The sequence below is a fragment of the Paraburkholderia sp. CNPSo 3281 genome (assembly GCF_024206515.1).
GTDB classification, from domain to species: domain Bacteria; phylum Pseudomonadota; class Gammaproteobacteria; order Burkholderiales; family Burkholderiaceae; genus Paraburkholderia; species Paraburkholderia nodosa.
In genome coordinates, this window is sequence record NZ_JAMBPS010000057.1 from 1 (window position 1) to 23,544 (window position 23,544).

The window sequence follows — 23,544 nt, forward strand, 5'->3', positions numbered from 1 at the left end:
CGCGGCGGTGATCTCGGTGGCAACGGTGATTTCGTACCTCACGGGTCCGATCAGCCTGATGGCGCTCAAGCGTGCCGCCACGGACATCGAGCGCCCGCTCTCCGTGCCGTTCATGAAAGTGATCGCGCCGTTCGCATTCGTCTGCGCATCGATGATCCTGTACTGGGCGAAGTGGCCGCTGACCGGCGAAATCATTCTGCTGATGGTCGTCGCGCTGCCGGTGTACTTCTACTTCCAGCGCAAGCAGGGCTTTGACGGCTGGGGCCAGGATCTGAAGGCCGCATGGTGGCTGTGTGCATACCTGCCGATCATGGCGCTCCTCTCGCTGATCGGCAGCAAGCAGTTCGGCGGCGCCGGTCTGCTGCCCTACGGCTGGGACATGCTGGTCGTCGCGCTGATCGCGCTCGTGTTCTATTACTGGGGCGTAAATTCGGGCTACCGCTCGCCGTACCTCGCGGAACGCCAGGAGCACGACGAAGTCCTCGAAGGCATCGCAGTCCATTAAACTCGACCGCCTGTTGTACGCGCCGTACAAAGGCGACCTCAGCAGGCAGATTTGCTGGTCGGTTTTCCGTCAACGCACCCAGGCCTTGCGTCTGGGCCGGATAGTAGCCTTTGTCTCGGCGGTAGTTATTCGGTGCCAGCATGACTATGGCAATGTCGCGTTTCGCCTGGCCGCGTCGGGTTCCGTCATGATCTTCGCGACGATCAGCGCGCTCAGAAAAACGAGGAATCGCAACCCTCGACGACGACCTGACGCCCGTATCAGGCCGGTGCGGCGGCGTTCGTGCCATCGCTTCGCTCTGCGACTCATCGGCATAGTTTCTGTGCTCGCCGGTGCGGGAGGGACCGACGTCCCGTTGCGTCGTGCAAGAAGTAGATGTCAAAGAAGTATCGATATTCGTCTGGAATAGATAGATGCGTTTTGTCAATTTTGCATCCATCGGACGGCGTGCAAGCCTATGAAACCTCTATTGCGTCGTCACGAAGAGCTCAGCTGTACCACAGGATCGGGTGTCGCCGTTCCGGACATTGCACGCGCCCGAACCACGTCTCACCACGACCGGCGCGCCCTCACGCGCGCCAGCGTGACGTTCTGCGGGCTCCCGGCCCAGACTGCGAGCGCGGAGTAATTGTCGGCGTGCGGCGCGCTGCCCGAATGACGGATCGCCTCGTGCTCGATCAGCACAGCCCAGTCGTCGACGGTATGAACGACGCGCAAGCGATCTTCGAGTGCATCTTCCGCAACGGATTGCCAGAGCCCATCGGTGCAGAGCAAGAACACATCGCCATCTTCGAGCGCGTGCGGCGGGCTGATCGCGGGCGCGATCTGGCCGCGCATGCCGAGCGCCATATGCAGCCAGGCGGGATTGACGCCGTCGCCTGGCAGGCCCGCGTCCAGCAGTTGCTGCCGCACGCTATGATCGCGCGTCTGTTCGATCAGCGCGCCGCGTGCGAACCGATAGAGCCGGCTGTCGCCGAGATGGACCCATTGCGCAATGTCGTGACGCCGGTCGATGAAGAGCGCCACGACGGTCGCACTCATGCGGCCGCGCTCGCAGTCGCGCTGCTGCATCGCGAGAATCGCTGCGTGTGCTTCCTCGATGCACTCAAGCAAGGTCTGCGCGAGCGTGCGGCCGGTGTGCTGCGCCCGGTGGAGGATCCGTTCGACTGCGCAACGCGAGGCGATTTCGCTGCCAGGATCGCTGGAGACGCCGTCGCTCACGACAAAGCAGGCGTAGTCGTCCGTGATCGTGTAGCCAAGTGCATCCTGGTTGCTGTCCCGCTGTCCCGCACGCGAGAACTGGGCGCACGAGAGATTCATGCGTCGGCAGAACGCGCTGGGCGGCGTCGCGCATGATAGTTCCTCACCTCGTCGTCGTACGCACGCAGGAAGGCCCGGCCGAATACGGCGCTGAAGTCATCCTCCACCGCAAGCATCGTCTCGTGGTGCATGCGTTCGTAGCGATTCCACAAGCGCGCCTTGCGCAGCATCGGCAGGAGCTGTTCGTAGCGGGTTGGCTCGCTTCGTTCGGCGAGACGTGAGGGCGAGAATCGCTGCAGCAGGTCGTTCAGGGCGGCGCGCATGCCCGCGACCATGGCGATCTGGTGTGCCTGCAGGTCGTGGAACGCGTCTTCCACTGCGCCGGGCGGCGTCATGAAGCCGGGGAACGGCAGGCCGAACATCTGCCGCAGCGCCGCGCTGCCGTCGGGCAGCAGCTTCAGCGGGTTGTTCTCGCGGTCGAGCAGTACGGTCATGTCGGCTTTCACTTCGCGTTTGAGGATGCTGCGCGAGGAGAGGAGCTCGACAGTGCCATTGGTGAACAGCGCGAGCAGTTGCCCCGCCGTGTGCAATTGCTCGGTTGACCAGTCGCAGGTGGCCTTCTCGAGACCCGCGCCGCGCAGGAAGGCGGAAAGGAGGGCGTCGGCCGAGTCGGGCGCCGTCGAGGCAGTGTCCGCATCCGCTGAAGCGGTGCTGGCTGGTGGCGACACGCTTGCGCTTTTTGCATCGCTTTTGTCGTTCGTGCCAGCCGGCTTCTGGGGTGCCGGTCGTGGCACGCGCGGCAGCGCATCGCGCTCACGCCCGGCCTCCGGCTTTGCGAACGCGCTTGTGCGCAAAGGCGTATCGGCCGCACGCTCGATGGCGCCGCGCAACGCAAATTGCGCCACCTGCGTCGTGACGGGCTGCGCAATGGATGAGTCGGCACCGCCTGAGCGTGCGAAGAGCGCGAGGGGATCCGTGGGGATGGGCGGCGTGTCGTTGAGCACGGCGGTTGCCGTGCCTGGCCTCGCGACTTTTTGCGCGACAGGCGTAGCGGCCGCGCTTGCGGTCGTCGCGCCAGCGTTGCCGCCAACGCCCGCCTGCGCACGCAGCACATACGGGCCGATGCGGATCGCATCGCCGGATTCGAGCGCATGCTCCTCGGTGTATTCGAGTGGTGTGTCGTTGATCTCCACCACCGAGACGCTGCTCAGATTCTTCAGCACGCAGTGATCGCCGTCGATCTGCAGCAGCGCCTGCAGCCGCGAAACCTGACGCGTTTCGTCGGGCAGCACCATCTGGTTGTCGGCGTTGCGTCCGATCGTGCCACCTGGCGGACGAAACTCCACGCTGGTTTCGGCGTGGACCGGTTCTCCTGCGTACTCGATGACGGTCAATTGCATGATGCAGATTGAATCACATAAAGACGGATAAAAATGTGCGCGGAGCGGGACGGTCCATCAGGACGGTGCAACCTTGCGGCGCGCGGCGTCGAACGCGGGTCCCCAGATCGGGTGGCCCTTCTCCGCGGCGGACAATTCGAAATGCGGATCGATTCGCAGGATTGCCTCGAACTCCGAGCGGCACTGGGCAACGCGGTTCGTCACGCAGTAGCTGAACGCCATCAGCTTGTGCGCGTCAATCTGCGTGGAGCGGTCGCCGTCGACGAAGGCGTTGCTGTTGCGCAGTAGCTGGATGGTGCGCTGGTAGTCGCCCGCAGCGTACGAGTCCTGTGCGGCAGCAACGGCATTTGCCGCCGTGCGTTGCGCGGGCGACAGGCTCGTGCAACCGCTCGCAGCAAGAAGCGTCGCGACCAGGGTCAGTAAAAATGCGGCAGCGAGGGCAACTCGCGTGCGATTCGCGCGTAACAAGTTCCAGGTAATCGGCCAGGTCATTTTCGGCGATCCGGTATTTACTTCTTCATATGAGCCGTGAAAGTAATTTCTACGGCTCGTGAATTTTTTATAGAGGTGGCATTCGGAGAGCGTTGCGATCACGAATCGTACGAACTATAGTCTAGTCACATGGATTTTCATCATATGAATTATTACTCGTGAGACACGACCGGCGATAGATTAATTTAATTCCGGGAATATTCGAAAGGCATTGCCCCAATTCCGCTTGCTGACGCGGAAAATTTCGGGGCAAGCGTTCCGGGAGCAGCGACTTCCAACCCCTGAATTCAGGCTTGAATGCAGGGGCGTGGGACGCTTTTGCCTTTGCAATCGACAACGCGAATTCGCGCTGAATTAGAGGGTTTGGACGGTATGTACGGAGTATCATTTAAGCGCGTGCATAATCCACGCGAAGGGATATATTTTGCCCTTTTATTATTGTACGGGTGCGCATCGACAGAGAAAGATTTGCCGGTCCCTTATGCCGTCACCTTTCACGTGGCGGCTGACGTGAATCGCGACTCGCAAAACCGGCCGGCTCCTGTTGCATTGCAAACATTTCAACTCAAATCCGATAATAATTTCAGGAAGGCGGATTATTTCTCTCTGCAGAACAAGCCGGAAGACGCGCTGGGCCCGGAGCTGGCGGGCACGGACCGGATTGTCCTGAGGCCCGGGGAGTCGCGTACGCTTCACTACACCGGCGGCGAGACGGTGCGCAGTCTCGGCATCGTGGCGGGCTACCGCACCCTCGAAAAGCGCCGCTGGAAAATTACCGTGGCGTTGCCGCAGCCCGCCAGCACCAACCTGTTCAAGTTCTGGCAGGGCAAGCCTTCCGAAGCGCATTTCGTAATCGTGGTGCAGGGCGACGGACTCGTCGCGACGCCGGCCAGCGGTGACGCACGATGAACGACCGCATGAATCCTCCTGTCGCGCCTGCCACGGGCAGTGCCGGACTGCGCGACCGAGTGGTGTGGTCCGAAGGCATGTTTTTGCGGCCGCAACACTTCCAGCAGCTCGAGCGCTATTTCGAGCGCTATGTGCACTTGCGCTGCGCGCCGCTGCAGCGCTTTCTGTGGGGCTTCGCATCGCTGCAGATCGACGAGGAGGCACTCGCGCAAGGCAAGGTGATGCTGCGCGCGGCGAGCGGCATCCTGCCGGACGGCACGCCGTTCGACTTCTCGCATCTCGACGAGGCGCCCGAAGCGCTCGAGGTGAGCGCCGATGTGCGCGACGCCACGGTCGTGCTCGCGCTGCCTGCGTCGCGCAGCAGCAGCGCACAGGTGACGTTCGGCGGCGGCGCTCGCACGCCTGCGCGCTATGTGGCGCACGAAGCGGAGATTGCCGATGTCAACGAAGTCCGGCTGGAGCCCGCACTGGTTCAGTTAGGACGACTGAAGCTCAAACTCGCGCTCGCCGCCGAGCTGGACGACGACTGGTACGCAATGGGTGTGCTGCGCGTGGTGGAGCGGCGCGTCGACCGTCAGCTGGTGATCGAGGAAACGTATATTCCGCCGCTGCTCGATGCACATGCCCACCCGCAGCTTGCGGGCTATGTGCAGGAGCTCGACCGGCTGCTATCGCAACGCAGCGAGCTGCTGGCGGGGCGCCTCGCGCAGGCGGGGCGCGGCGGCGTGTCGGAGGTCGCCGACTTCCTGCTGTTGCAACTCGTCAACCGTTACCTCGCGATCGCGTCGCACACGGCGCAGACGCCGGGTATTCACCCGGAGCTGCTGTTTCGCGACTGGCTCAAACTGGCCGCCGACTTCGCCACCTTCACGGCGGCTTCACGCCGGCCCGAGGTGTTGCCGGTGTATCAGCACGACGACCTGCGCGCGACCTTCGGCGCGCTTTTCGCGGAGCTGCGCCGCTCGCTTGCGACGGTACTCGACCAGCACGCGCTGCAGATCGCGCTCGAAGAAGCGGGCAACGGCGTGCGGGTCGCCGTGATCGCCGACACCTCGCTGCTGCGCGATGCGGGCTTCGTGCTGGCCGTGCGCGCCGACATTCCCGCCGAGAGCGTGCGTGCGCGCTTTCCGTCCCAGATCAAGCTCGGCCCGGTGGAGCGCATTCGCGATCTGGTGCAACTGCAGTTGCCGGGCATTGCCGTGCGGCCGCTGCCGGTCGCGCCGCATCAGATTCCCTACCACGCGGGCCACAGCTACTTCGAGGTTGACAAGGGCGGTGACCTCTGGCGCCAGCTCGAACGCTCAGGGGGCCTCGCGCTTCATTTAGCGGGCGACTTCCCGGGCCTTGCGATGGAGTTCTGGGCGATCCGCGAGATGCGTTCAGGCGACACGCGTGAGCGAGACATCCGATGAATCCGCTCAACGATCCCGTCTCTGCCGAACGCGCTTCCGGACACGGCGCCTTCACGGCCTCGCGTTCCGGGTTCGGCCCGGCGCCTGGCGACGAGGCGTGGCAGGCGGACGCGCTTCACGAGCAGGCGAACTGGCTCCCGGGCCCGGCGGCTTCCGGGGATGGCGGCAATCCGCTCGTCGCCGCGGCCAACGCGCTGCTGAACCTGATCCCGCAGATCCGCTACACCGTGCACCACCCGAACCCGGCGTGGCTGCGCGAGCATCTCGCCAACGAGATCCGCCAGTTCGAACAGCGCGCGCGCGATGCGCTCGCCTCGCCCGAGCAGATCGGCGCGGCGCGTTATTGCCTGTGCACGGCCCTCGATGAAGCCGCGGCGCTCACGCCATGGGGTGGATCGGGCGACTGGTCGGCGAACAGCCTGCTCGTCGCGTTCCACAACGAAACGTGGGGTGGAGAAAAATTCTTCGAACTCCTCAATCGTTTGATGCAGCAGCCGCGCGAGCAGCTGAATCTGCTCGAACTGCTTTACTACTGCCTCGTGCTCGGCTTCGAGGGACGCTATCGCGTGCTCGACAACGGCCGCGCCCAGCTCGACGACCTGCGGCACACGCTTGCGCGCGCGATCCGCAGCGTACGCGGCGACTACGACGCGGCGCTGTCCACGCATTGGCGCGACGAGATCGCGCGCGAGGACCCGCAGCGCTTCGCCGTGCCGCTCTGGGCCTGCGCCGCGTTGACCGTGCTGGTGGGCTTCGGCGTCTATGTCGGACTCGATCTCGCGCTGGCTGGCCGCTCCGACAAGGCTTTCGCAATGATTGGCCGCCTCCAGGTGCCGGGCGTGCGCCTGCAGGCGGCCGAGCCGCAGGCAGTGCGCCACGTGCCGCCGCCGCGGCTTGCGGGCTTTCTCGCGCCGGAGATCGCCGAAGGTCTCGTGGAAGTGCGCGATCTCGCCGACCGCAGCGTGATCGTGCTGCGCGGCGACGGGCTCTTCGAGTCCGGATCCGCCACTGTGATCGACCATTATCAGCCGACGCTCGCGCGCGTCGCGGCGGCGCTCGCGCAGGTGCCTGGCGCAGTGGTCGTGGCCGGGTACACGGACAACGTGCCGGTGCACAGCGCGCGCTTTCCGTCGAACTGGGACCTCTCGGTCGAACGCGCGCAGGCCGTCGCGAGCATCCTTGCCGCGCGTCTTGGCGACAGCACCCGCGTGGGCGCCGAAGGGCGCGGCGCCATCGATCCCGTCGCGCCGAACGACACCGCGGCGAACCGCGCGCGCAACCGGCGCGTCGAGATCACCTTGCGCGCCGCGCCGCCGAAGCTCGCGACGCCGGGCTCGGGAGACGCTCCGTGAGCCGCGTCGCGAGTTCCGCGCGGCGCGGGGTGCGCGCGCTGCTGGGCGCGCGCGTCTGGGCCGTGATCGGGCTTGCTGCGCTCGCGGCGCTCATCTGGCTCGTCGGGCCGTTGATCGCGGTGGGTGCGTACCGGCCGCTCGACAGCGCCATGGCGCGCGTGCTCGTCATCGTCCTGCTGCTTGCGGTGTGGGCCGGCCGCGCGGGGTATCGGCACTGGCGCGCCGCGCAGCTCAACGCGCAGTTGCTGAGCCAGTTGCGCGAGCCCGTGGAAGCGCGCGCCGCGCATGCGGAGGAAGCGCCGCACACCCAGGAACTGCGCAGCCGCTTCGACGAGGCCGCGCGCCTGTTGCGCAACGCGCGGCTTGGCGCTGCGCAGGGCGGTCAGGGCGGTCAGGGCGCGCAGGTCGCTCAGGGTCTGCGGGGACGCACCCGGCGCTGGTTCGAACGGTTCACGCGCCAGTATCTTTATCAACTGCCGTGGTACGTCTTCATCGGCGCGCCCGGCTCGGGCAAAACCACGGCGCTCGTGAATTCGGGGTTGACGTTTCCGCTCGCCGAGCAGTTCGGCAAGGCCGCGATCCGCGGCGTGGGCGGCACGCGCCACTGCGACTGGTGGTTCACCAACGAAGCCGTCCTGATCGACACGGCCGGCCGCTATGCGACGCACGAAAGCAATCGGGCGCTCGATCAGGACGAGTGGTCGGGCTTCCTCTCGCTGCTCAAGAAGTATCGTGTGCGCCAGCCGCTGAACGGGGCGCTGCTCACGATCAGCGTATCGGATCTGCTGGGCGCGACGGAGGTCGAGCGCACCGCGCACGCCATGGCGCTGCGCAAGCGCCTGCAGGAGCTGCGCACGGAGCTTGGTATCCAGTTGCCGGTCTATGTGCTCGTGACGAAGGCGGACCTGCTCTCGGGCTTCAACGAGTATTTCGCGCGCTTCAATCGCACCGAGCGCGCACAGGTGTGGGGCTTCACGATCGCGCTCGCCGAGACCGAGGCTCGCGACTTCAGCCTGCGTACCGTGTTCGATCGCGAATACCGGCTGCTGCACCGGCGTCTGAACGACGCGCTGCCGGAACTCTTCACCGCCGAGCCCGACGCGCGCAGGCGCGAGCTCATCTACTCGTTGCCGCAGCAGTTCAGCGGCTTGCAGGAGTTGCTCGGACAGTTCGTCGAGCAGGTGTTTTCGAGCTCGCACTTCGATTCGATGCCGCTCCTGCGCGGCGTTTATTTCACGAGCGGCACGCAGGAGGGCACGGTCTTCGACCGCGCGATGGGCAGCATCAAGCGCTTCCTGAAGATCGACGGCGTGCCGCCGGCGCCTCATGCGGCGGCGAGCGGGCGCAGCTTTTTCCTCAAGGACCTGCTGCAGGAACTCATCTTCAAGGAGGCGCGGCTCGCCGGCACCGATCTGCGCTGGTACCAGCGCCAGCGCATGCTGGCGCTCGTGGGCTACGCGCTCCTCGCACTCCTGCTGGCGGGCGCGCTGGCGGCGTGGGTGGGCAGTTATGCACGCAACCGCGTGTACCTCGCGGCGATCGAGGCGAACGTGCCGCAGATCGATCACGCGCTCCAGGGCGTGACCATCACCGACGCCGAGAACATTGCGCGCGTGCTGCCGATGCTCGACGCGATTCGCAACATCGCGCACGTGGATGGCGTCGATCCGGCCAACCCGTCGCTCGCGTACCGCTGGGGCCTCTTCCAGGGTGACAAGGTGCAGTCCGCCGCTGAGAACGTCTATCACCGCGCGCTCGACGAACTGCTGCTGCCGCTCGCGGCGCGGCGTCTCGAAACGGCGGTGCGCGACGCGCCACCCGACGACCCGGCCTATCTCTATGCGGCCCTCAAGGCGTATCTGATGCTGTACGACAGCGCCCATTACGATCCGGATTTCGTGCAGGCGGTCCTGGATCTCGAGATCGCCTCGGCGCCGGGCGCGAATCTCACGCCCGCGCAGCGCAACGATCTGCGCGCGCACATGGCGGCGCTGTTCGCGGGCCGCGTGGTGGTTTCGCCATTTGCCCGGAACGAGCAGATGGTGGCCGGCGCGCGCGAGAAACTCACTCGCCTGACATTCGCGCAGCGCCTCTATGCACAGCTCGCGCGCACGCTGCGGCCCGCCGCGGCGGCCTGGGACGTGAGCGCGGCGCAGATGGCGGGCCCCTCGGGCGCGCTGGTGTTCCGGCGCGCGAGCGGCGCGAGCCTGAGCGACGCCGTGCCGGGCCTGTTCACCTACGACGGCTACTGGAAGGTCTTCGACCGGCGGCTCGACGCGGCGGTCGATGCGTTCGGCCGCGACGAAGTCTGGGTGCTCGGGCTGAGCGCGCCGGAAGCCGCGACGCCAGCGGAGGTGAGCGCGCGGGCGAAGGACGTGCGCTCGCTCTACTTCGACGACTACATGCGCCGCTGGGACGACTATCTCGGCGATCTGCGCTTGCAGAGCACGTCGACGCTTGCGCAGACGACGCAGATCGCCCGCATTCTCTCGTCGCAGGACTCGCCGCTCGCGCGACTCGCCGATGCCGCCGCGCGGCAAACGACGCTTTCGCAGGGCGCGAACACGGCGAGCGGCGCGAGCGGACTCGCCGCGAGCGCGCAGGACAAGGTGAACCAGGCGCGTGAATCGCTGGCGCAGATCCTGGGTCAACCGCAGGGCGGCGGCGACGCAGCCGGCGAGCCAAGCCGCCCCGAAGCGGTGGTCGACGCGCACTTCGCGGACCTGCGCGAGTTCAGCAGCCTCGCGGCGGGCGGCGCCGGCGGCGCGAACGGCGCACCCGGCACGAGCGCGGCGCTGGCGGGCGTCCTCAAATCGATCGACGGACTCTACACCTGGCTCACGGCAGCCGACGCCGCACTGCGCGGCGGCGGGACACCGCCGCAGTCGGACAACGCCGACCAGATCCGCGCCCAGGCGGGCCGCATGCCCGCGCCGTTCCGGCAGATGCTGGGCGACCTCGCGAACGCCGCGCAGAGCAATGTGACGCGCAACGTCGACCAGAATCTCGCGCAAAACGCGTCGGTCAACATCGGCGACTTTTGCCGCCAGGCTATCGCGGGGCGCTATCCGTTCGCGCGCGGTTCGACGCGCGACGTGGCGCCAGGCGACTTCGCGCGCGTGTTCGCGCCGGGCGGCCTGATGGACGACTTCTTCCAGAAGAACCTGCAAAGCCGCGTGGACGCGAGCGTCCAGCCGTGGCGTTTCATCGGTGGATCCGGCGCGTCCGCTGACAGCGCGCTGCTAGCGTCGTTCGAAAAGGCCGCGGTGATACGCGACGCGTTTTTTGCCGGCAGCGCGCGCGAGCCGACCATCAAGGTGGAGATCAAGCCGCTCGACATGGACCCGGAAATCTCCGAGTGGACGCTCGACGTGGACGGCCAGCAGGTGCGCTACGCGCATGGGCCGCAGGCCCCCGTCACGGTGCAGTGGCCGGGGCCGCGCGGCATGAACCAGGTGAGCCTGCAGATCACCGAGCAGTCGGGGGCGACCGACGGCTTCACGATCCAGGGGCCGTGGGCGTTGATGCGCCTGTTCGATCGCGGCGCGGCGGCGCGCGCTCAGGCATCGGAACAAATGGTGGTTGGCTTCAACGTGGATCATCACGCGCTCGCCATGCAGGTGACGGCGGACAGCGTGCGCAATCCCTTGCGTCTTACCCAACTGGAGTCGTTCTCGTGTCCGGGGAAATCATGAACGGTCCCTGCATCGGCGCTGAATTCGGGTTGCCCGCGTGGTATGGCAAGTTGCCGGGCGCGGGCGACTTCGTTGGCCGCCGCATGCCGGGCCAGCTCGCGCGCACCTGGGAGCGCTGGCTCGCGCAGGGCATGGCCTCCGCTCGCACGGGCCTCGATGTGCGTGCGCCGGTCTGGCGCTTCGCGATTCCCGCCGGCAGCGGCGACGGCTGGGTGCAGCTCGGTTGCGTCGCGCCGAGTCACGATCGCGTCGGGCGGCGCTATCCGATCGTCGTCGCGCAGGCCATTGCACCGTCCGCCCATGCGGGCTACGGGAGACCCGGCGGGCCGGCGCTCGCTTGCGCCGACGCGCGCATCCGGGCGATGGACGCCATCGTTCAGGACGCGATCCGCCGCGCGCATGGACCGGAGGAGTTCGATCTCGCGCTGGCCGAGGGGCTGCGCGACGATGCGGCGCGCCCCCCGGGAGAAGGCGCGCGCGACGGCGCCCGCGAGGCCACGGCCGCGGACGGGGGCTGGCCGAACCTGTGGGAGTACTTCGACCCGAACGGCATGACGAGCTTCTGGTGGACCGATGCCGGAGACGGCGCGCCGCGCACCGACGTCCACACGGGCGGGCTCGACACCGCGCTGTTCCAGCGGCTCTTCGGCGAGCCGGGCAGAGGCGAGCGATGACAAACGCCGCCCCGAAAAACGTGCGGCGCGGCGGCGCGCGCGCCGCGCACGGAGGAGGGACATGACCGAATCGCACTACGCCGAAGCGGCGGCGCACGCCGCGCCGCCTGGCGCCGATGGCGTGCGGCCGTTGCCGAACGGCCACCGCCTCGCCGGGTTCGAGCTCGACTCGGTGCTGGGCAAGGGCGGCTTCGGCATCGTCTACCGCGCGTTCGACCGCACACTGCAGCGCGCGGTCGCGATCAAGGAATATATGCCCGCGATGCTCGCTTCGCGCGCCGGCGACTTCACGGTCGCGCTGCGCGCGGCACGTTTTTCGCAGGCATTCGACGCGGGCCGCGCCGCGTTCCTGAATGAGGCGCGGCTGCTCGCGCAGTTCGACCATCCGGGGCTCGTGAAGGTGCTGCACTTCTGGGAGAGCCACGGCACCGCCTATATGGTGATGCCGTTCTACGAGGGCCAGACGCTCGAGCAGCTCCAGAAGCGCGGCAAGCCGATGAGCGAAGCGGCGCTGCGGCGCATGCTCGCTTCGGTGCTGGGCGCGCTGGACGTGCTGCATCGCGCGCAGTGCTTTCACCGCGACATCTCGCTCGACAACATCCTCATGCTACCCAACGGCAACCCGGTGCTGCTCGACTTCGGCGCGGCGCGCAAGCTGATCGGCGACATGGTCGACGAGACCGCCATGATGCTCAAGCCCGGCTACGCGCCGATCGAGCAATACACCGACGATCCCGCATTCAGGCAAGGACCCTGGACCGACATTTATGCGCTGGGTGCGCTCGCGTATGCGCTGATGACCGGCGAACTGCCGCCGGCGGCGGTGGTGCGCAGCATTCAGGATCAGTACCGGCCGCTGGCGGGCCGTGAAGCCGCTGGCCATGACGCGGAGCACTACGGCGAGCGCCTGCGGGCCGCGATCGATCACGCGCTCGCACTGCGCATCGAGGACCGGCCCGAGTCGGTCGGCGCATTCGCCCAGGCGCTCGACTTGCACGAGGTTTCGCCAAGCGTGTTCGTGCCAGCGGGGTATGACGCGCCCGCCCGCACGGCAGGCGTTGCCGCTGACGTCGCGGGGGCGAGCGCGCAAGACGACGCCACGCACGAAGCGCCCGCGCCGCGAGGAGCAACACCCGCCGTAGAGGCGGCGCCTGCGCCTGTCGATGCCACTGCCACGAACGAAGGTGAGGGAGCGGAAACACCGCCGTCCGCCGAGGCCCCGTCGCATGACGGCGCGGCGCCGCAAGCGCAAAACGCGTCACCGCGAGAGGCCGCTCACGAGCAAGTTGCTCCAAAACTGGCCGCAGAAGTCTCCAGGGAGACTGTGGAACGCCACGAAAGTACGGTATCCGAAGCTTCACATCGGCAGTTCAGTTGGCGCATGTTGCGCATCCCTGCGCTGGTCCTGCTGCTCATCCTCGTAGTGGGTGTTCCCGTTCTGCGCTTCGCGATTCATGCGCCGCCCGTTCCGCGGCCGGCGGTCGCGAGCCGCAGTGCGCCACCCGCGCCGGCGAGCCATGCGCCCGCACTCGCGCAGGCGCTTCCCGGCGCCAACGCGCCGGGGCAGTCGTCCGCGCAGGCGCAGCAGCAGCCGGGCGCGTCGGGGTTGATGCCCGCCGCGCCTGCGATGACCACGGACACGACGGTGGTGGCAGTGCAGGCGGGCAAGGACAAACCCCTCAACGCGACCGATGCAGCCACCGTCGCAGCTGCCGCGGTGCAGCCAGCCCAAACGAACGCAGCGGCCCAGCCGCCCGCTGAAGCGCAAGGCTTGCCTCCGGTATCCGGCGCATCCGCGCCGGTTGTCGCGCAGGCCCCGCATTCTTCGGTGCGCATGCCCGCGTCGCTGCCGCCCGTGCGTGTGCACTTCCAGATCATTCCGTGGGGCGAGGTCTATGTCGATGGCGTGCGGCGCGGTATCAGCCCACCGTTTCGCACGGCGAGTCTGGCGCCAGGCACCCATCGCATCGAGATCCGCAACGGCACGTTGAAGCCGTACGTGCGCATGGTGACGCTCGATGCGGGCAGCGCGCCGCTCGAAATCAGCCATACGTTCGAGTAATTTCAGCAAGGAGACCGCACGATGATCGACACCCTGCTCGCACCGATCAGCGCCGACGCGCCGTGCGGACCGGACCTCGAATACGACGCCGACTTTCTGGCGCTTCAGCGCAGCGCGGCCGGCAAGCCGGACGAACAGTACGGCGAGACCCGCATCGCCGCGCAGCCGCCCGCATGGCGCGATGTGGAGCGCATCGCGCTCGCGCTGCTCGCGCGCACGAAGGATCTGCGCATCGTCGTGGCGCTCACGTATGCGTGGATCGACCGACGCGGTCTGGAAGGCTATGCGGACGGGCTGCGTCTCACGACGTCGCTGCTCCACACGTACTGGGAGCCGCTGCATCCCATGCTCGCCGTGGACGGCACGCCCGATCCGCTGCCGCGCTTCAATGCTCTCGCCGAGCTTGCGGGTCCGCGGGGCTGCGCGCGCGCCGCGCGCGAGCAGCCGCTTCTCGGCGCGCTGAGCGTGAGCGCGGCGCTCAACGTGCTCCAGCAGGCCGAGGGTGCCGATGGCGCTCATGCAGACGCCTACGCTGGCGGACGCGAGCGACTCGTGCGCGAGTGGCGCGACGCGCTCGAGTCGGCCAGCCCGGCTCTGCGTGCGGGGCTCACGATTTGGGAGCATCTCGCGCATTTGCGGCGCATCGTGAGCGAGCGTCTCGGCGACGCGTGGACGCTCGATGCGAGCGCGCTCGAGCGACAGCTCGCCATCCTGGCGACGGCGCTGCCTTCCGGCAGGGCGCAGGAAGCCACGCCGGAAGCGGGCGGCCAAGCACCGCAACCCATGCCGCAGCAGCGGGGCGTTGCGCCGCCGCGCGCCGCTAGCACCGCCAATGGCGCAAACGGCGCCGCATGGCGCGACGCCGAGATATCGAGCCGGTCCGACATCGACGTCGGGCTCGAAAAGATGTGCCGCTACTTCGAGCTGCACGAGCCGAGCCATCCGGCGCCGATCTTTTTGCGCCGCGCGCAACGCCTGCTCTCGCTGAACTTCTACGAGATCTTCCGCGACATCGCACCGGAGAGCGTGCGCGAGCTCGACCATCTGAGTGGTCATCGCAACGAATCGCCGCAGTGATGCGCGGCGATGCAAGACGGCGCGCGGCCCCGGATGCGCAAGGGCCGCACAGGGATCAACGCAGGGATCGATACGGTAATCGATCCCGTGAAGCGCACGGGTTGCGCGGGAGCTGAATCACATGTCTCGACACAAGCCATCGGCAGGAGCCCAGAAGTTCATCGGGCGCAATCGCGCGCCCCGCGTGCAGATCGAGTACGACGTCGAGCTCTACGGCGCCGAGCAGAAAGTGCAGTTGCCGTTCGTGATGGGCGTGCTGGCCGATCTCGCAGGCAATCGCGGCGACGCGCTGCCCGAGCTGGCCGAGCGCCGCTTCGTGGAGATCGACGTCGACAACTTCGACGACCGCATGAAATCGATTGCGCCGACGCTCGCGTTCGAGGTGCCCAACACGCTTACGGGCGACGGCGTGCTCGGCGTGGAGATGGCGTTCAGCAGCATGGACGACTTCTCGCCCGCCGCGCTCGCCCGTAACGTCGAGCCCCTGCGGCGCCTGCTCGAAGCGCGTACCCAGCTCGCGAACCTGCTTTCGTACATGGACGGCAAGCGCGGTGCGGAGGCGTTAATCGCGCGAGCGCTCGGCGATCCGGCGCTGCTGGCTGAGCTCTCCGAGCCCAAGGCGCTTGCCGGGCCGAAGGATGCGGACGACCCGCCGCAACGCGGCAATGATCCAAAGCACGAGTAAAAGCAGGAGGACGAACATGAGCCGGACCGAGCCGCAAAACGCGCTGCAAATCCCAGTCTCCACCTTGCCCGCAACCACGCTCAGCGGCGACCAGTTCGCCGTGCTGCTGGAGCGCGAGATCAGCCCCAAGACCGAGCTTGCGCGCGAGACGGTGCAGAGCGCGGTGCAGACGCTCGCGCGCGAGGCGCTCGAGCACAGCGGCAGCGCGACGCTGTCGTCGGACGCTTACGAGGGCGTGCGGCAAGTGATCGCCGCGATCGACCAGAAGCTTTCCGCGCAGATCAACGCCATGCTGCATCACCCAGAGTTCCAGCGTCTGGAGGCCTCGTGGCGCGGCCTGCACTATCTCGTGAACAACACGGAAAGCGACGAGATGCTCAAGATCCGCGTCATGCCTGCAAGCAAGCAGGAGTTGGCGCGCATGCTCAAGCGCCACAAGGGTATTGCATGGGACCAGAGCCCGCTCTTCAAGAAAATCTATGAAGAGGAGTACGGACAATTGGGCGGCGAGCCATTCGGTTGCCTCGTGGGCGATTATTACTTCGATCACAGCCCGCCCGATGTCGAAATGCTGCAGTCCGTCTCGAAGATCGCGGCGGCGGCGCATGCGCCATTCATCGGCGGGGTATCGTCGGCGCTCATGCAGATGGACTCGTGGCAGGAACTCTCGAATCCACGCGACCTCACGAAGATCTTCCAGAACACCGAGTACGCCGCCTGGCGCAGCCTGCGCGAATCGGAAGACTCCCGCTATGTCGGGCTCGCGATGCCGCGCTTCCTCGCGCGGCTGCCTTACGGCGCGCGTACCGACCCCGTCGACGAATTCGAGTTCGAGGAGGAGACCGACGGCGCGCGGCACGATCACTACACCTGGACCAATGCGGCCTATGCGATGGCGGCCAACATCAACCGCTCGTTCAAGCTCTACGGCTGGTGCTCGGCGATTCGTGGCGTGGAGTCGGGTGGCGCGGTCGAGAATCTGCCATGCCACACGTTCCCGACCGACGATGGCGGGGTCGACCTCAAGTGTCCCACCGAGATCGCGATCAGCGACCGACGCGAAGCGGAGCTTGCGAAGAACGGGCTGATTCCGCTCATTCACCGCAAGAACTCCGACGTGGCCGCCTTTATCGGCGTGCAGTCGCTCTACCAGAGCGCGGAGTACCACGACCCCGACGCGACGGCCAACGCCCGGCTCTCCGGCCGGTTGCCGTACCTGTTCGCGTGCAGCCGCTTCGCGCATTACCTCAAGTGCATCGTGCGGGACAAGGTGGGCTCGTTCCGTGAGCGTCCGGACATGGAGCGCTGGCTCAACGACTGGATCATGAACTACGTGGATGGCGACCCCGCGAACTCGTCGCAGGAGACCAAGGCGCTCAAGCCGCTGGCCGACGCGAGGGTGGAAGTGGAGGCCGTGGAGGACAACCCCGGCTATTATTCCGCCCGCTTCTTCCTGCGGCCGCACTATCAGCTCGAAGGCCTCACGGTGTCGCTCAGGCTGGTGTCGCGGCTGCCGGCGGTGCCTGCCGGAAGTTAAACAGGATGACTGATCAAATGAATCTGGCGGCGTAATTCGCAGCCGGTCTCGACAGGCAAACAGGCAGGCAGACGGGAGAACCGCAATGGGCGTGGCGATGTTTATGAAGGTGGACGGCGCGACCGGCGAATCCGCCGACAAGCAGCACACCGGCTGGAGCGATATCCAGTCGTTTTCCTGGGGCGCGACCCAGCCAGCAGCGATGGCGATGGGCGGCGGCGGCAACGCGGGCAAGGCGAACTTCGATGACCTCGTCGTGAGGGCTTATATGGACAAGGCGACGCCGGCGATCATCAAGCATTGCGCGAGCGGCAAGCATCTCTCGAAGGTGGAGATATCGTCGTGCAAGACGGGGGGCGAGCAGATCGAATTTTCGCGGGTCACGCTCGAAGAGGTGATCGTCACCGCGGCGCGCGTGGTGGGCGCCGATGCGAGCGACGCCACCGACCGTCTCCTGATGCAATACGGCTTCCAGGCCGCGCGCGTGAAGAAGCAGTACTGGGAGCAGAACGCGAACGGCGGCAAGGGCCCCGAGGTCACGATGGGCTGGGACATCAAGAAGAACAGCGAAATGTGAGGCCCGCATGCCGAGTGCTTCCTATCGTCTGGACCCTTCGCGAGCGCCAGCGGACAGTGCCGCACGCATACGCGCGGCGACGCCCATGTTGTTCGACCGTCTGAGGGAAGGCGCGCCGCCACGCGGCGCCGCTCACGCCGACGCGCTGCTCGATGCCGTGCTGCGCGATCTCTCGTGGCTGCTCAACACGGCCTGCGCGCTCGACGAGCGCACCGCGCGCCACTATGCCGAAGCCGCCCGCTCGGTGCTCAACTTCGGCGTACCCGCCCTGGCGGGCACGCCGCTCTCCGGCATCGATACGCAATATCTGGAAAACGCGCTGCGAGAGGCGATCGTGTGCTTCGAACCGCGCCTGCAAGGCGGCAGTGTCGAGGTGCGCTGCGTGAGCGACGCGCCGCGCGCAAGGCGGCACAACGTGCTGACCTTCGAGATTTCCGGGCGCCTCGCCTGTTGCGACCCGCCGCTTGCGATGCTGGTGCACACGGAGCTGGACCTGGATTCTGGCGTCGCGCTGCTGCGGCCGCTCGGCAGTGCCGCGCAGGCTGCGACCGACGATGCCCGCCCGCGACGCTAAGGAAACGCTGCCCTATGGATGCACGCTTTCTCGACTACTACAACCGTGAGCTTGCCTGGTTACGCGAATCCGGCGCGGAGTTCGCGCGCCAGTATCCGAAGGTTGCGGGCGGCCTCGGCATGCACGGCATCGACGTGGCGGACCCGTTCGTCGAACGGCTGCTGGAGGGTTTCTGCTTTCTGACTGCGCGCGTGCAACTGAAGATGGACGCGGAATTTCCGCGCTTCTCCGAGCGGCTGCTCGACGTGGTGTACCCGGATCACCTCGCGCCCACGCCGGCGATGGCGATCGTCCAGTTCGAGGCCGATTCCGCACAAGGCTCGCTGAGCCAGGGATTCACCGTGCCGGCGGGGACCAGTCTGATGGCGGCTGCGGGCGGCACCGCGACGGCCTGCGAATTCCGCACCGCGCAGCCGGTAACGCTGTGGCCGCTCACGCTACGCGCGGTCGAACTCGCGCCCGCGCCCGCGGGCGTGCCGCTGCTTCCCGGCATGCCACGTGCAGGAGCGGGTAGCGGCGGGGGTAGCGGCGCGAGCCGTGGCACCGGGCAACTGCGGGCCTTGCGTATCACGCTGGCAGCGCGCGGCGGGGCGCGGTTGAGCCAGTTGCCGCTCGACCAGTTGACGTTTTTCCTCAGTGGCCCGGATCGTCAGGCGATGCGTTTGCTCGAACTCGTCTGCGCGCGCTCGCTCGGCGTCGCGCTGCGCGAGGGGAAGGAGGGCAAGTGGCTCGGCGCACTGGGACCGCAATGCGTCCTACACGAAGGATTCGATGCGCAGCAGGCGCTCTTTCCGCCCGGCGCGCGCAGCTTCGAAGGCTACCGGATCCTGCGCGAGCATTTCGCGTTCGTCGCACGCAACCTCTTTTTCAGCGTGTGCGGTCTGCGCAGCGCATTGGCCAATGCGGGCAGCGAGAGCGTCGACCTCTTCGTGCTGCTGGACGGCGACGACGCCGATCTCGAACGCAGCATCGACGCGACGCACCTTGCGCTCGATTGCACACCCGCGATCAACCTGTTCCCAAAGCGCACAGAGCGCGTCCCTGTAACGCCCGGCACGAATGAGTACCGGCTGATGGTCGACCGTACACGCGCGCTGGACTACGAGGTGTTCGCCGTGAAGCGCGTGATAGGCCATCGCGCGGGCGCCGACGGCGACTGCGAATTCCTGCCGCTCTACACATCGGCCGCCAACGACGCGCAGGAAACCGGCGCCTGGTTCAGCCTGCGGCGAGAGGCGCGGCTCGTCGGCACGCAGGCGCGGCGCAGCGGCACACGCTCGAACTATACGGGCTCCGATGTCTACGTTTCGCTCGTCGATCGCCGGCGCGCGCCGTTCGACGAGCGTATCGCGCTGCTATCGGCCGACACCCTTTGCACGAACCGCGACCTGCCGCTGCATCTTGCGTCTGGCAGTGCCGGCGATCTCACGCTGAGGATCTCCGCGCCCGTGAGCCGCGTGCGCATCGTGCGCGGTCCTTCGCCGCCGCGCCCGCCGCTCGCGCACGACGACGCGACATGGCGGCTCATCGCGCATCTGGGGCTCAACTATCAGCCGCTCGCCGACATCGAGGAGGAGGCCGGCGCCCAGCGGCTGCGCGAGCAACTGGAAATCTACGCCGATCCCGCCGATGCGCCGCTCGCGCAGCGCATTCGCGGCATTCGGGGTCTCGCGTGCCGGCCGGTGTTCAGACGCCTGCCGGTGGCCGGGCCGCTCGTCTACGGGCGCGGCGTGCGCGTGGAGATGACTGTCGACGACCATGCGTTCGCGGGCGACAGTCCGTACGCGCTCGGCGCGGCGCTCGAGCAGTTCTTCGCGCGGCATGCGTCGATCAACGCGTTCGTCGAATTCGCGCTGTACTCGGCGCAGCGCGGCGAGATCGCCGAATGGCCCACGCGGATCGGCCGCAGGCCTGCGGTATGAATCGATCATCAGGATTACGGGACATGAGCCAGCAAGCGCTGATCTCCGCCGGCCAGGACCGGTACCAGAGGTTCTGGCGGCAGCTACGGGCCGCGCCGCACGAGCATGACCTGTTTCATCTGCTGCGCTGGATCGACGCGCTGGCAGGCGGCGAAGCGCCGCTCGGCGAGGCGCAGCATCCAGCGGGCGAGCCGGTGCGGCTCGGGCAGACGCCGTCGCTGTCGTTCGCGCCTTCGATGGTGGCGGCGGTTGATGGCGACGAAGACCGGCACGCGCAGGACGGACCGCCGCGCGTGCATATTCACGGCTTCGGGCTGTTCGGGCCGAACGGTCCGCTGCCGCAGCACATGACGGAGTATGCGTACGAGCGCGTCCACAGCTTCGGCGACAACACGATGGGCGCGTTCGCCGACCTGTTCCACCATCGGCTGATCGTGCTGCTCTATCGTGCCTGGGCCGACGCGCAGCCGGTGGTCGGCCTCGACCGGCCCGGCGAGTCGCGCTTCGACCGCTATGTTGCGAGCCTCATCGGCCTCGCCGGCGCGCGCAACGCCGCGCCGCCGTTGCATGCTCGAGACGCGCCGGGACGCCACGCGAAGTCCTTTCAGGCGGGTCACTGGGTGCGCCAGACGCGCAACCCCGAAGGGCTCGCGCAAATACTGCGCCACGACTTCGGCGTGCCGGTGCGCATCGTCGAACATGTCGTGCGCTGGATCGCGCTCGGCGAGCGTCAGCGCAGCGCGCTCGGCGCCGTGCGAGGCCCACGGCGCGGTGGCGGACAAGTCGCGCGCCTGCGTGCAGCGGGCGCGGCGCTCGGCGAGGGCGCGCTGCTCGGGCGTGCGGTGCGCGACGCGCAGGGCAACTTTCGCATCGTGCTGGGGCCGCTGCCGCTCGCGCGCTACCAGGCTTTCCTGCCCGGTGGCGCAGACTCGGCCCGGCTCGTGCATTGGGTGCGCGAGTACATCGGCGCCGAGTTCGGCTGGGATCTGCAACTCGAACTGGCCGCGTCCGAGGTGCCGTGCGCAGCGCCCGGCGGTGCGGGCAGGCTCGGTTTGTCGACCTGGCTCGGGCGGCGCCTGAGCCGTGAACCCGCGCGCGACCTCGTGGTCGATCTGGTTGCGCGTGCGCAGGGAGGCTGACGCGTGGCGCGCATCTTCACCCTCGAAAGTCCGCCAGGCGACGAACTCAAGTTCTACCGCCTGAACGGCGAAGAGGCACTCGGGCGTCCGTTTGAGTGGCGCATCGAGGCACTTGCCGCGAGCCACAACGTGTCGCTGCGCGAACTGCTCGGCAAGGCGTTGACCGTGCGCGTCGAACTGGCCGGGGGCGGGGAGCGCTACCTGAACGGGATCGTTTCGCGCGCCTCGTTGATCGGGCGCCATGCCGAGCGTTACTACGCGTACGAGTTGATCGTGCGGCCGTGGCTCTGGCTCGCGAGCCGCAGCGCCGACTGCCGCATCTTTCAGGAAAAAAGCGTGCCGCAAATCGTGCAGCAGGTGCTCTCTCCCTATGGTTACCCGATTGAGAACCGGCTGACCGAAACCTATGCGCCGCGCGAGTACTGCGTGCAGTACAACGAGAGCGATCTCGACTTCGTCTCGCGGCTCATGGAGGCGGAGGGCATCTATTACTTTTTCCGCCATGAGGCCGCGACGCACACACTGGTGCTGTGTGACGCAATGGCTTCGCACCGCGATCTGCCCGGCTACGCGACGATTCCGTATATCGGTCGCGACCGCGCCGCGATTGCCGACGAGGAGCATATCGACAGCTGGCAGCCGGTTCAGGAGGTGAGCGCGGGGCGGCGCGAGGCGAGCGACTACGACTATACGAAGCCGCACGCTGACCTGGGCGTGCAGCGCGCCGAGCCGCGCGGCCACGATCACGACGATTATTCGGTGTACGAATGGCCGGGTGGCTATCACGACGACGCGCACGGCGCCCAGCGCAATCGCGTGCGCCTGGAAGAGCTGCAGGGTACCTACGACCGCGCACAGGCGCATACCGACGTACGCGCGTGCGCGCCGGGGTACCTTTTTGAGCTGGAACGCTGCCCGCGCGCCGACCAGAACCGCAAATACCTGATCGTACATTGCACGTACCGTTTCCAGGAGAATCCATACGCAAGCCACACCGGCAACGAGCCCGTGCTGCACGACGCCGATCTGCTTGCCCAGCCCGACAATTTGCCGTACCGCACGCCGCGCACGACGCGGGTGCCGCACACCAACGGCCCGCAGACGGCGGTCGTGGTCGGGCCGCCTGGTGAGGAGATCTGGACCGACCGCTACGGCCGCGTGAAGCTGCAGTTCCACTGGGACCGTTACGGGCGGCGCGACCAGGACTCGTCTTGCTGGGTGCGCGTTTCGAGCCCCTGGGCGGGCGGTGGTTTCGGCGGCGTGCAGATACCGCGCATCGGCGACGAGGTGATCGTCGACTTCCTGAATGGCGATCCCGATTATCCGATCGTGACCGGACGCGTCTACAACGCCGCGAGCATGCCGCCCTGGAGCCTGCCCGTGAGCGCGACGCAAAGCGGGTTGCTCTCGCGCTCGACGCCGGGCGGTACGCCCGAGCATGCGAATGCGCTGCGCTTCGAAGACCGCAAGGGCTCGGAGCAATTGTGGATGCATGCGGAGCGCAATTTCGACGCTGAGACAGAACTCGACCATTCGCTTTCCGTGGGGCACGACCACACGCACACGGTCGGGAACGATGAAACGATGCAGGTGAAGAACAACCGGCAGAGGAGTGTCGGGCAGAACGAGACCGTCAACATCGGGCAGCATCGGGTCGCACAGATCGGCCGGAACGAGACCACCAGTGTAGGCGGAGACCATAGCGTCACCGTGAAGGGCAACAGTACGCATACGGTCACCGACGGCAATCACAGCTTCACCGTGGCCAAAGGCACGCATACCGTGCAAGTCGAGCAGACCAGCACGCATGCGGTGGCCGCCGGCTCGCGCATCGTCGAAGTGGCCGTAGGCGACTACAGCGTGACCGCGGCGAACGCGGTTCTCGTGTATGGCAAAAAACAGGGTGTGGGCATCACCGGCGACGGCGGCGTCGGCATCACGGGCAGCAAGCTCGGCGTCGACGTGAACGGGAACGATGGTGGTGTCGGCATCACCGGCGATGGCAAGGGCCGGGGCGTGGCGATCACCGGGACAGGCAAGGGCGTCGTCATCACCGGCACCCCTTTTACCGAAGTCTATGGCACGACGAACGTGGACATCTCGGCCCCAACAGTCAACGTGGGCGATCAGGACGTCAAGCAGGTCAACATCAACGCGAAGAAGATCGTCATCTCGACGAACGGCGCGAGCATCCAGCTCGACGCGTCAGGGATCACGATTCAAGGGACCATCGCCCATATCAACTAGTCGCGCAGGAGAACAGAGAGGATCT

Annotated in this window: 17 protein-coding genes and 2 pseudogenes; 15 read left to right on the forward strand and 4 right to left on the reverse strand. The window is 67.1% G+C overall.

The features are described from left to right. Positions 1-505, forward strand: a pseudogene (locus M3I56_RS33765) (amino acid:proton symporter); the annotation flags it as partial. Positions 506-566: 61 nt separating this feature from the next. On the opposite strand, the pseudogene M3I56_RS41440 reads toward M3I56_RS33765, so the two are convergent. From M3I56_RS41440 to M3I56_RS33780, 4 genes and pseudogenes are all read right to left on the reverse strand, one after another. Then, positions 567-944 (reverse strand): annotated as a pseudogene (locus M3I56_RS41440) (hypothetical protein); the annotation flags it as partial. 110 nt (positions 945-1,054) lie between these two features. Beyond that, on the reverse strand, positions 1,055-1,825 hold the full coding sequence (locus M3I56_RS33770) for a PP2C family serine/threonine-protein phosphatase (RefSeq protein WP_254357691.1): 771 nt from the start codon (positions 1,823-1,825) through the stop codon (positions 1,055-1,057). Continuing rightward, a complete protein-coding gene (gene tagH / locus M3I56_RS33775) occupies positions 1,822-3,165 on the reverse strand; it encodes a type VI secretion system-associated FHA domain protein TagH (protein ID WP_254357692.1) in 1,344 nt (447 codons plus the stop codon). The genes M3I56_RS33770 and tagH overlap by 4 nt, the downstream gene beginning before the upstream one ends. A 57-nt stretch (positions 3,166-3,222) precedes the next feature. Continuing rightward, positions 3,223-3,759, reverse strand: a complete 537-nt coding sequence (locus M3I56_RS33780) for a TssQ family T6SS-associated lipoprotein (protein WP_254357693.1) — start codon at positions 3,757-3,759, stop codon at positions 3,223-3,225. Positions 3,760-4,029: 270 nt separating this feature from the next. On the opposite strand from M3I56_RS33780, the gene tssJ reads away from it, so the two are divergent. From tssJ to M3I56_RS33850, 14 genes are all read left to right on the forward strand, one after another. Continuing rightward, positions 4,030-4,566 carry a type VI secretion system lipoprotein TssJ gene (tssJ, locus tag M3I56_RS33785; protein ID WP_254357694.1) on the forward strand — a complete coding sequence of 179 codons (537 nt, stop codon included), beginning with the start codon at positions 4,030-4,032 and terminating at the stop codon, positions 4,564-4,566. Positions 4,567-4,574: 8 nt separating this feature from the next. After that, entirely contained in the window at positions 4,575-5,978 is a 1,404-nt protein-coding gene (tssK, locus tag M3I56_RS33790) for a type VI secretion system baseplate subunit TssK (RefSeq protein WP_254357695.1), read from the forward strand. Beyond that, positions 5,975-7,330: a DotU family type VI secretion system protein gene (locus M3I56_RS33795; RefSeq protein WP_254357696.1), complete on the forward strand. Its 1,356-nt coding sequence runs from the start codon at positions 5,975-5,977 to the stop codon at positions 7,328-7,330. The genes tssK and M3I56_RS33795 overlap by 4 nt, the downstream gene beginning before the upstream one ends. Next, positions 7,327-11,025, forward strand: a complete 3,699-nt coding sequence (tssM, locus tag M3I56_RS33800) for a type VI secretion system membrane subunit TssM (RefSeq protein ID WP_375541838.1) — start codon at positions 7,327-7,329, stop codon at positions 11,023-11,025. Before M3I56_RS33795 ends, tssM begins: the two co-directional genes overlap by 4 nt. After that, a complete protein-coding gene (tagF, locus tag M3I56_RS33805) occupies positions 11,022-11,699 on the forward strand; it encodes a type VI secretion system-associated protein TagF (protein ID WP_254357697.1) in 678 nt (225 codons plus the stop codon). The genes tssM and tagF overlap by 4 nt, the downstream gene beginning before the upstream one ends. Positions 11,700-11,760: 61 nt before the next feature. Then, a complete protein-coding gene (locus M3I56_RS33810) occupies positions 11,761-13,761 on the forward strand; it encodes a serine/threonine protein kinase (protein WP_254357698.1) in 2,001 nt (666 codons plus the stop codon). A 21-nt stretch (positions 13,762-13,782) separates the two neighbouring features. Continuing rightward, positions 13,783-14,838 (forward strand): type VI secretion system protein TssA, encoded by a 1,056-nt coding sequence (gene tssA / locus M3I56_RS33815; RefSeq protein WP_254357699.1) that lies wholly within the window; start codon positions 13,783-13,785, stop codon positions 14,836-14,838. A 121-nt stretch (positions 14,839-14,959) separates the two neighbouring features. Continuing rightward, positions 14,960-15,523, forward strand: coding sequence for a type VI secretion system contractile sheath small subunit (tssB, locus tag M3I56_RS33820; protein WP_254357700.1), 564 nt, complete (start codon positions 14,960-14,962; stop codon positions 15,521-15,523). A gap of 16 nt (positions 15,524-15,539) precedes the next feature. Beyond that, the gene (tssC, locus tag M3I56_RS33825) at positions 15,540-17,060 is read left to right on the forward strand and encodes a type VI secretion system contractile sheath large subunit (RefSeq protein ID WP_254357701.1); all 1,521 of its coding nucleotides are present in this window, start codon (positions 15,540-15,542) and stop codon (positions 17,058-17,060) included. A gap of 85 nt (positions 17,061-17,145) precedes the next feature. After that, positions 17,146-17,637 carry a type VI secretion system tube protein Hcp gene (locus M3I56_RS33830; RefSeq protein WP_254357702.1) on the forward strand — a complete coding sequence of 164 codons (492 nt, stop codon included), beginning with the start codon at positions 17,146-17,148 and terminating at the stop codon, positions 17,635-17,637. An 85-nt stretch (positions 17,638-17,722) separates the two neighbouring features. Continuing rightward, positions 17,723-18,211 (forward strand): type VI secretion system baseplate subunit TssE, encoded by a 489-nt coding sequence (gene tssE, locus M3I56_RS33835; protein WP_254357703.1) that lies wholly within the window; start codon positions 17,723-17,725, stop codon positions 18,209-18,211. A gap of 14 nt (positions 18,212-18,225) precedes the next feature. Further along, positions 18,226-20,133 carry a type VI secretion system baseplate subunit TssF gene (gene tssF, locus M3I56_RS33840; RefSeq protein WP_254357704.1) on the forward strand — a complete coding sequence of 636 codons (1,908 nt, stop codon included), beginning with the start codon at positions 18,226-18,228 and terminating at the stop codon, positions 20,131-20,133. A 23-nt stretch (positions 20,134-20,156) separates the two neighbouring features. Next, positions 20,157-21,272 carry a type VI secretion system baseplate subunit TssG gene (gene tssG / locus M3I56_RS33845; protein WP_254357705.1) on the forward strand — a complete coding sequence of 372 codons (1,116 nt, stop codon included), beginning with the start codon at positions 20,157-20,159 and terminating at the stop codon, positions 21,270-21,272. A 3-nt stretch (positions 21,273-21,275) separates the two neighbouring features. Then, the gene (locus tag M3I56_RS33850; protein WP_309249202.1) at positions 21,276-23,519 is read left to right on the forward strand and encodes a type VI secretion system tip protein TssI/VgrG; all 2,244 of its coding nucleotides are present in this window, start codon (positions 21,276-21,278) and stop codon (positions 23,517-23,519) included. The last annotated feature ends 25 nt before the right edge of the window (positions 23,520-23,544 follow it).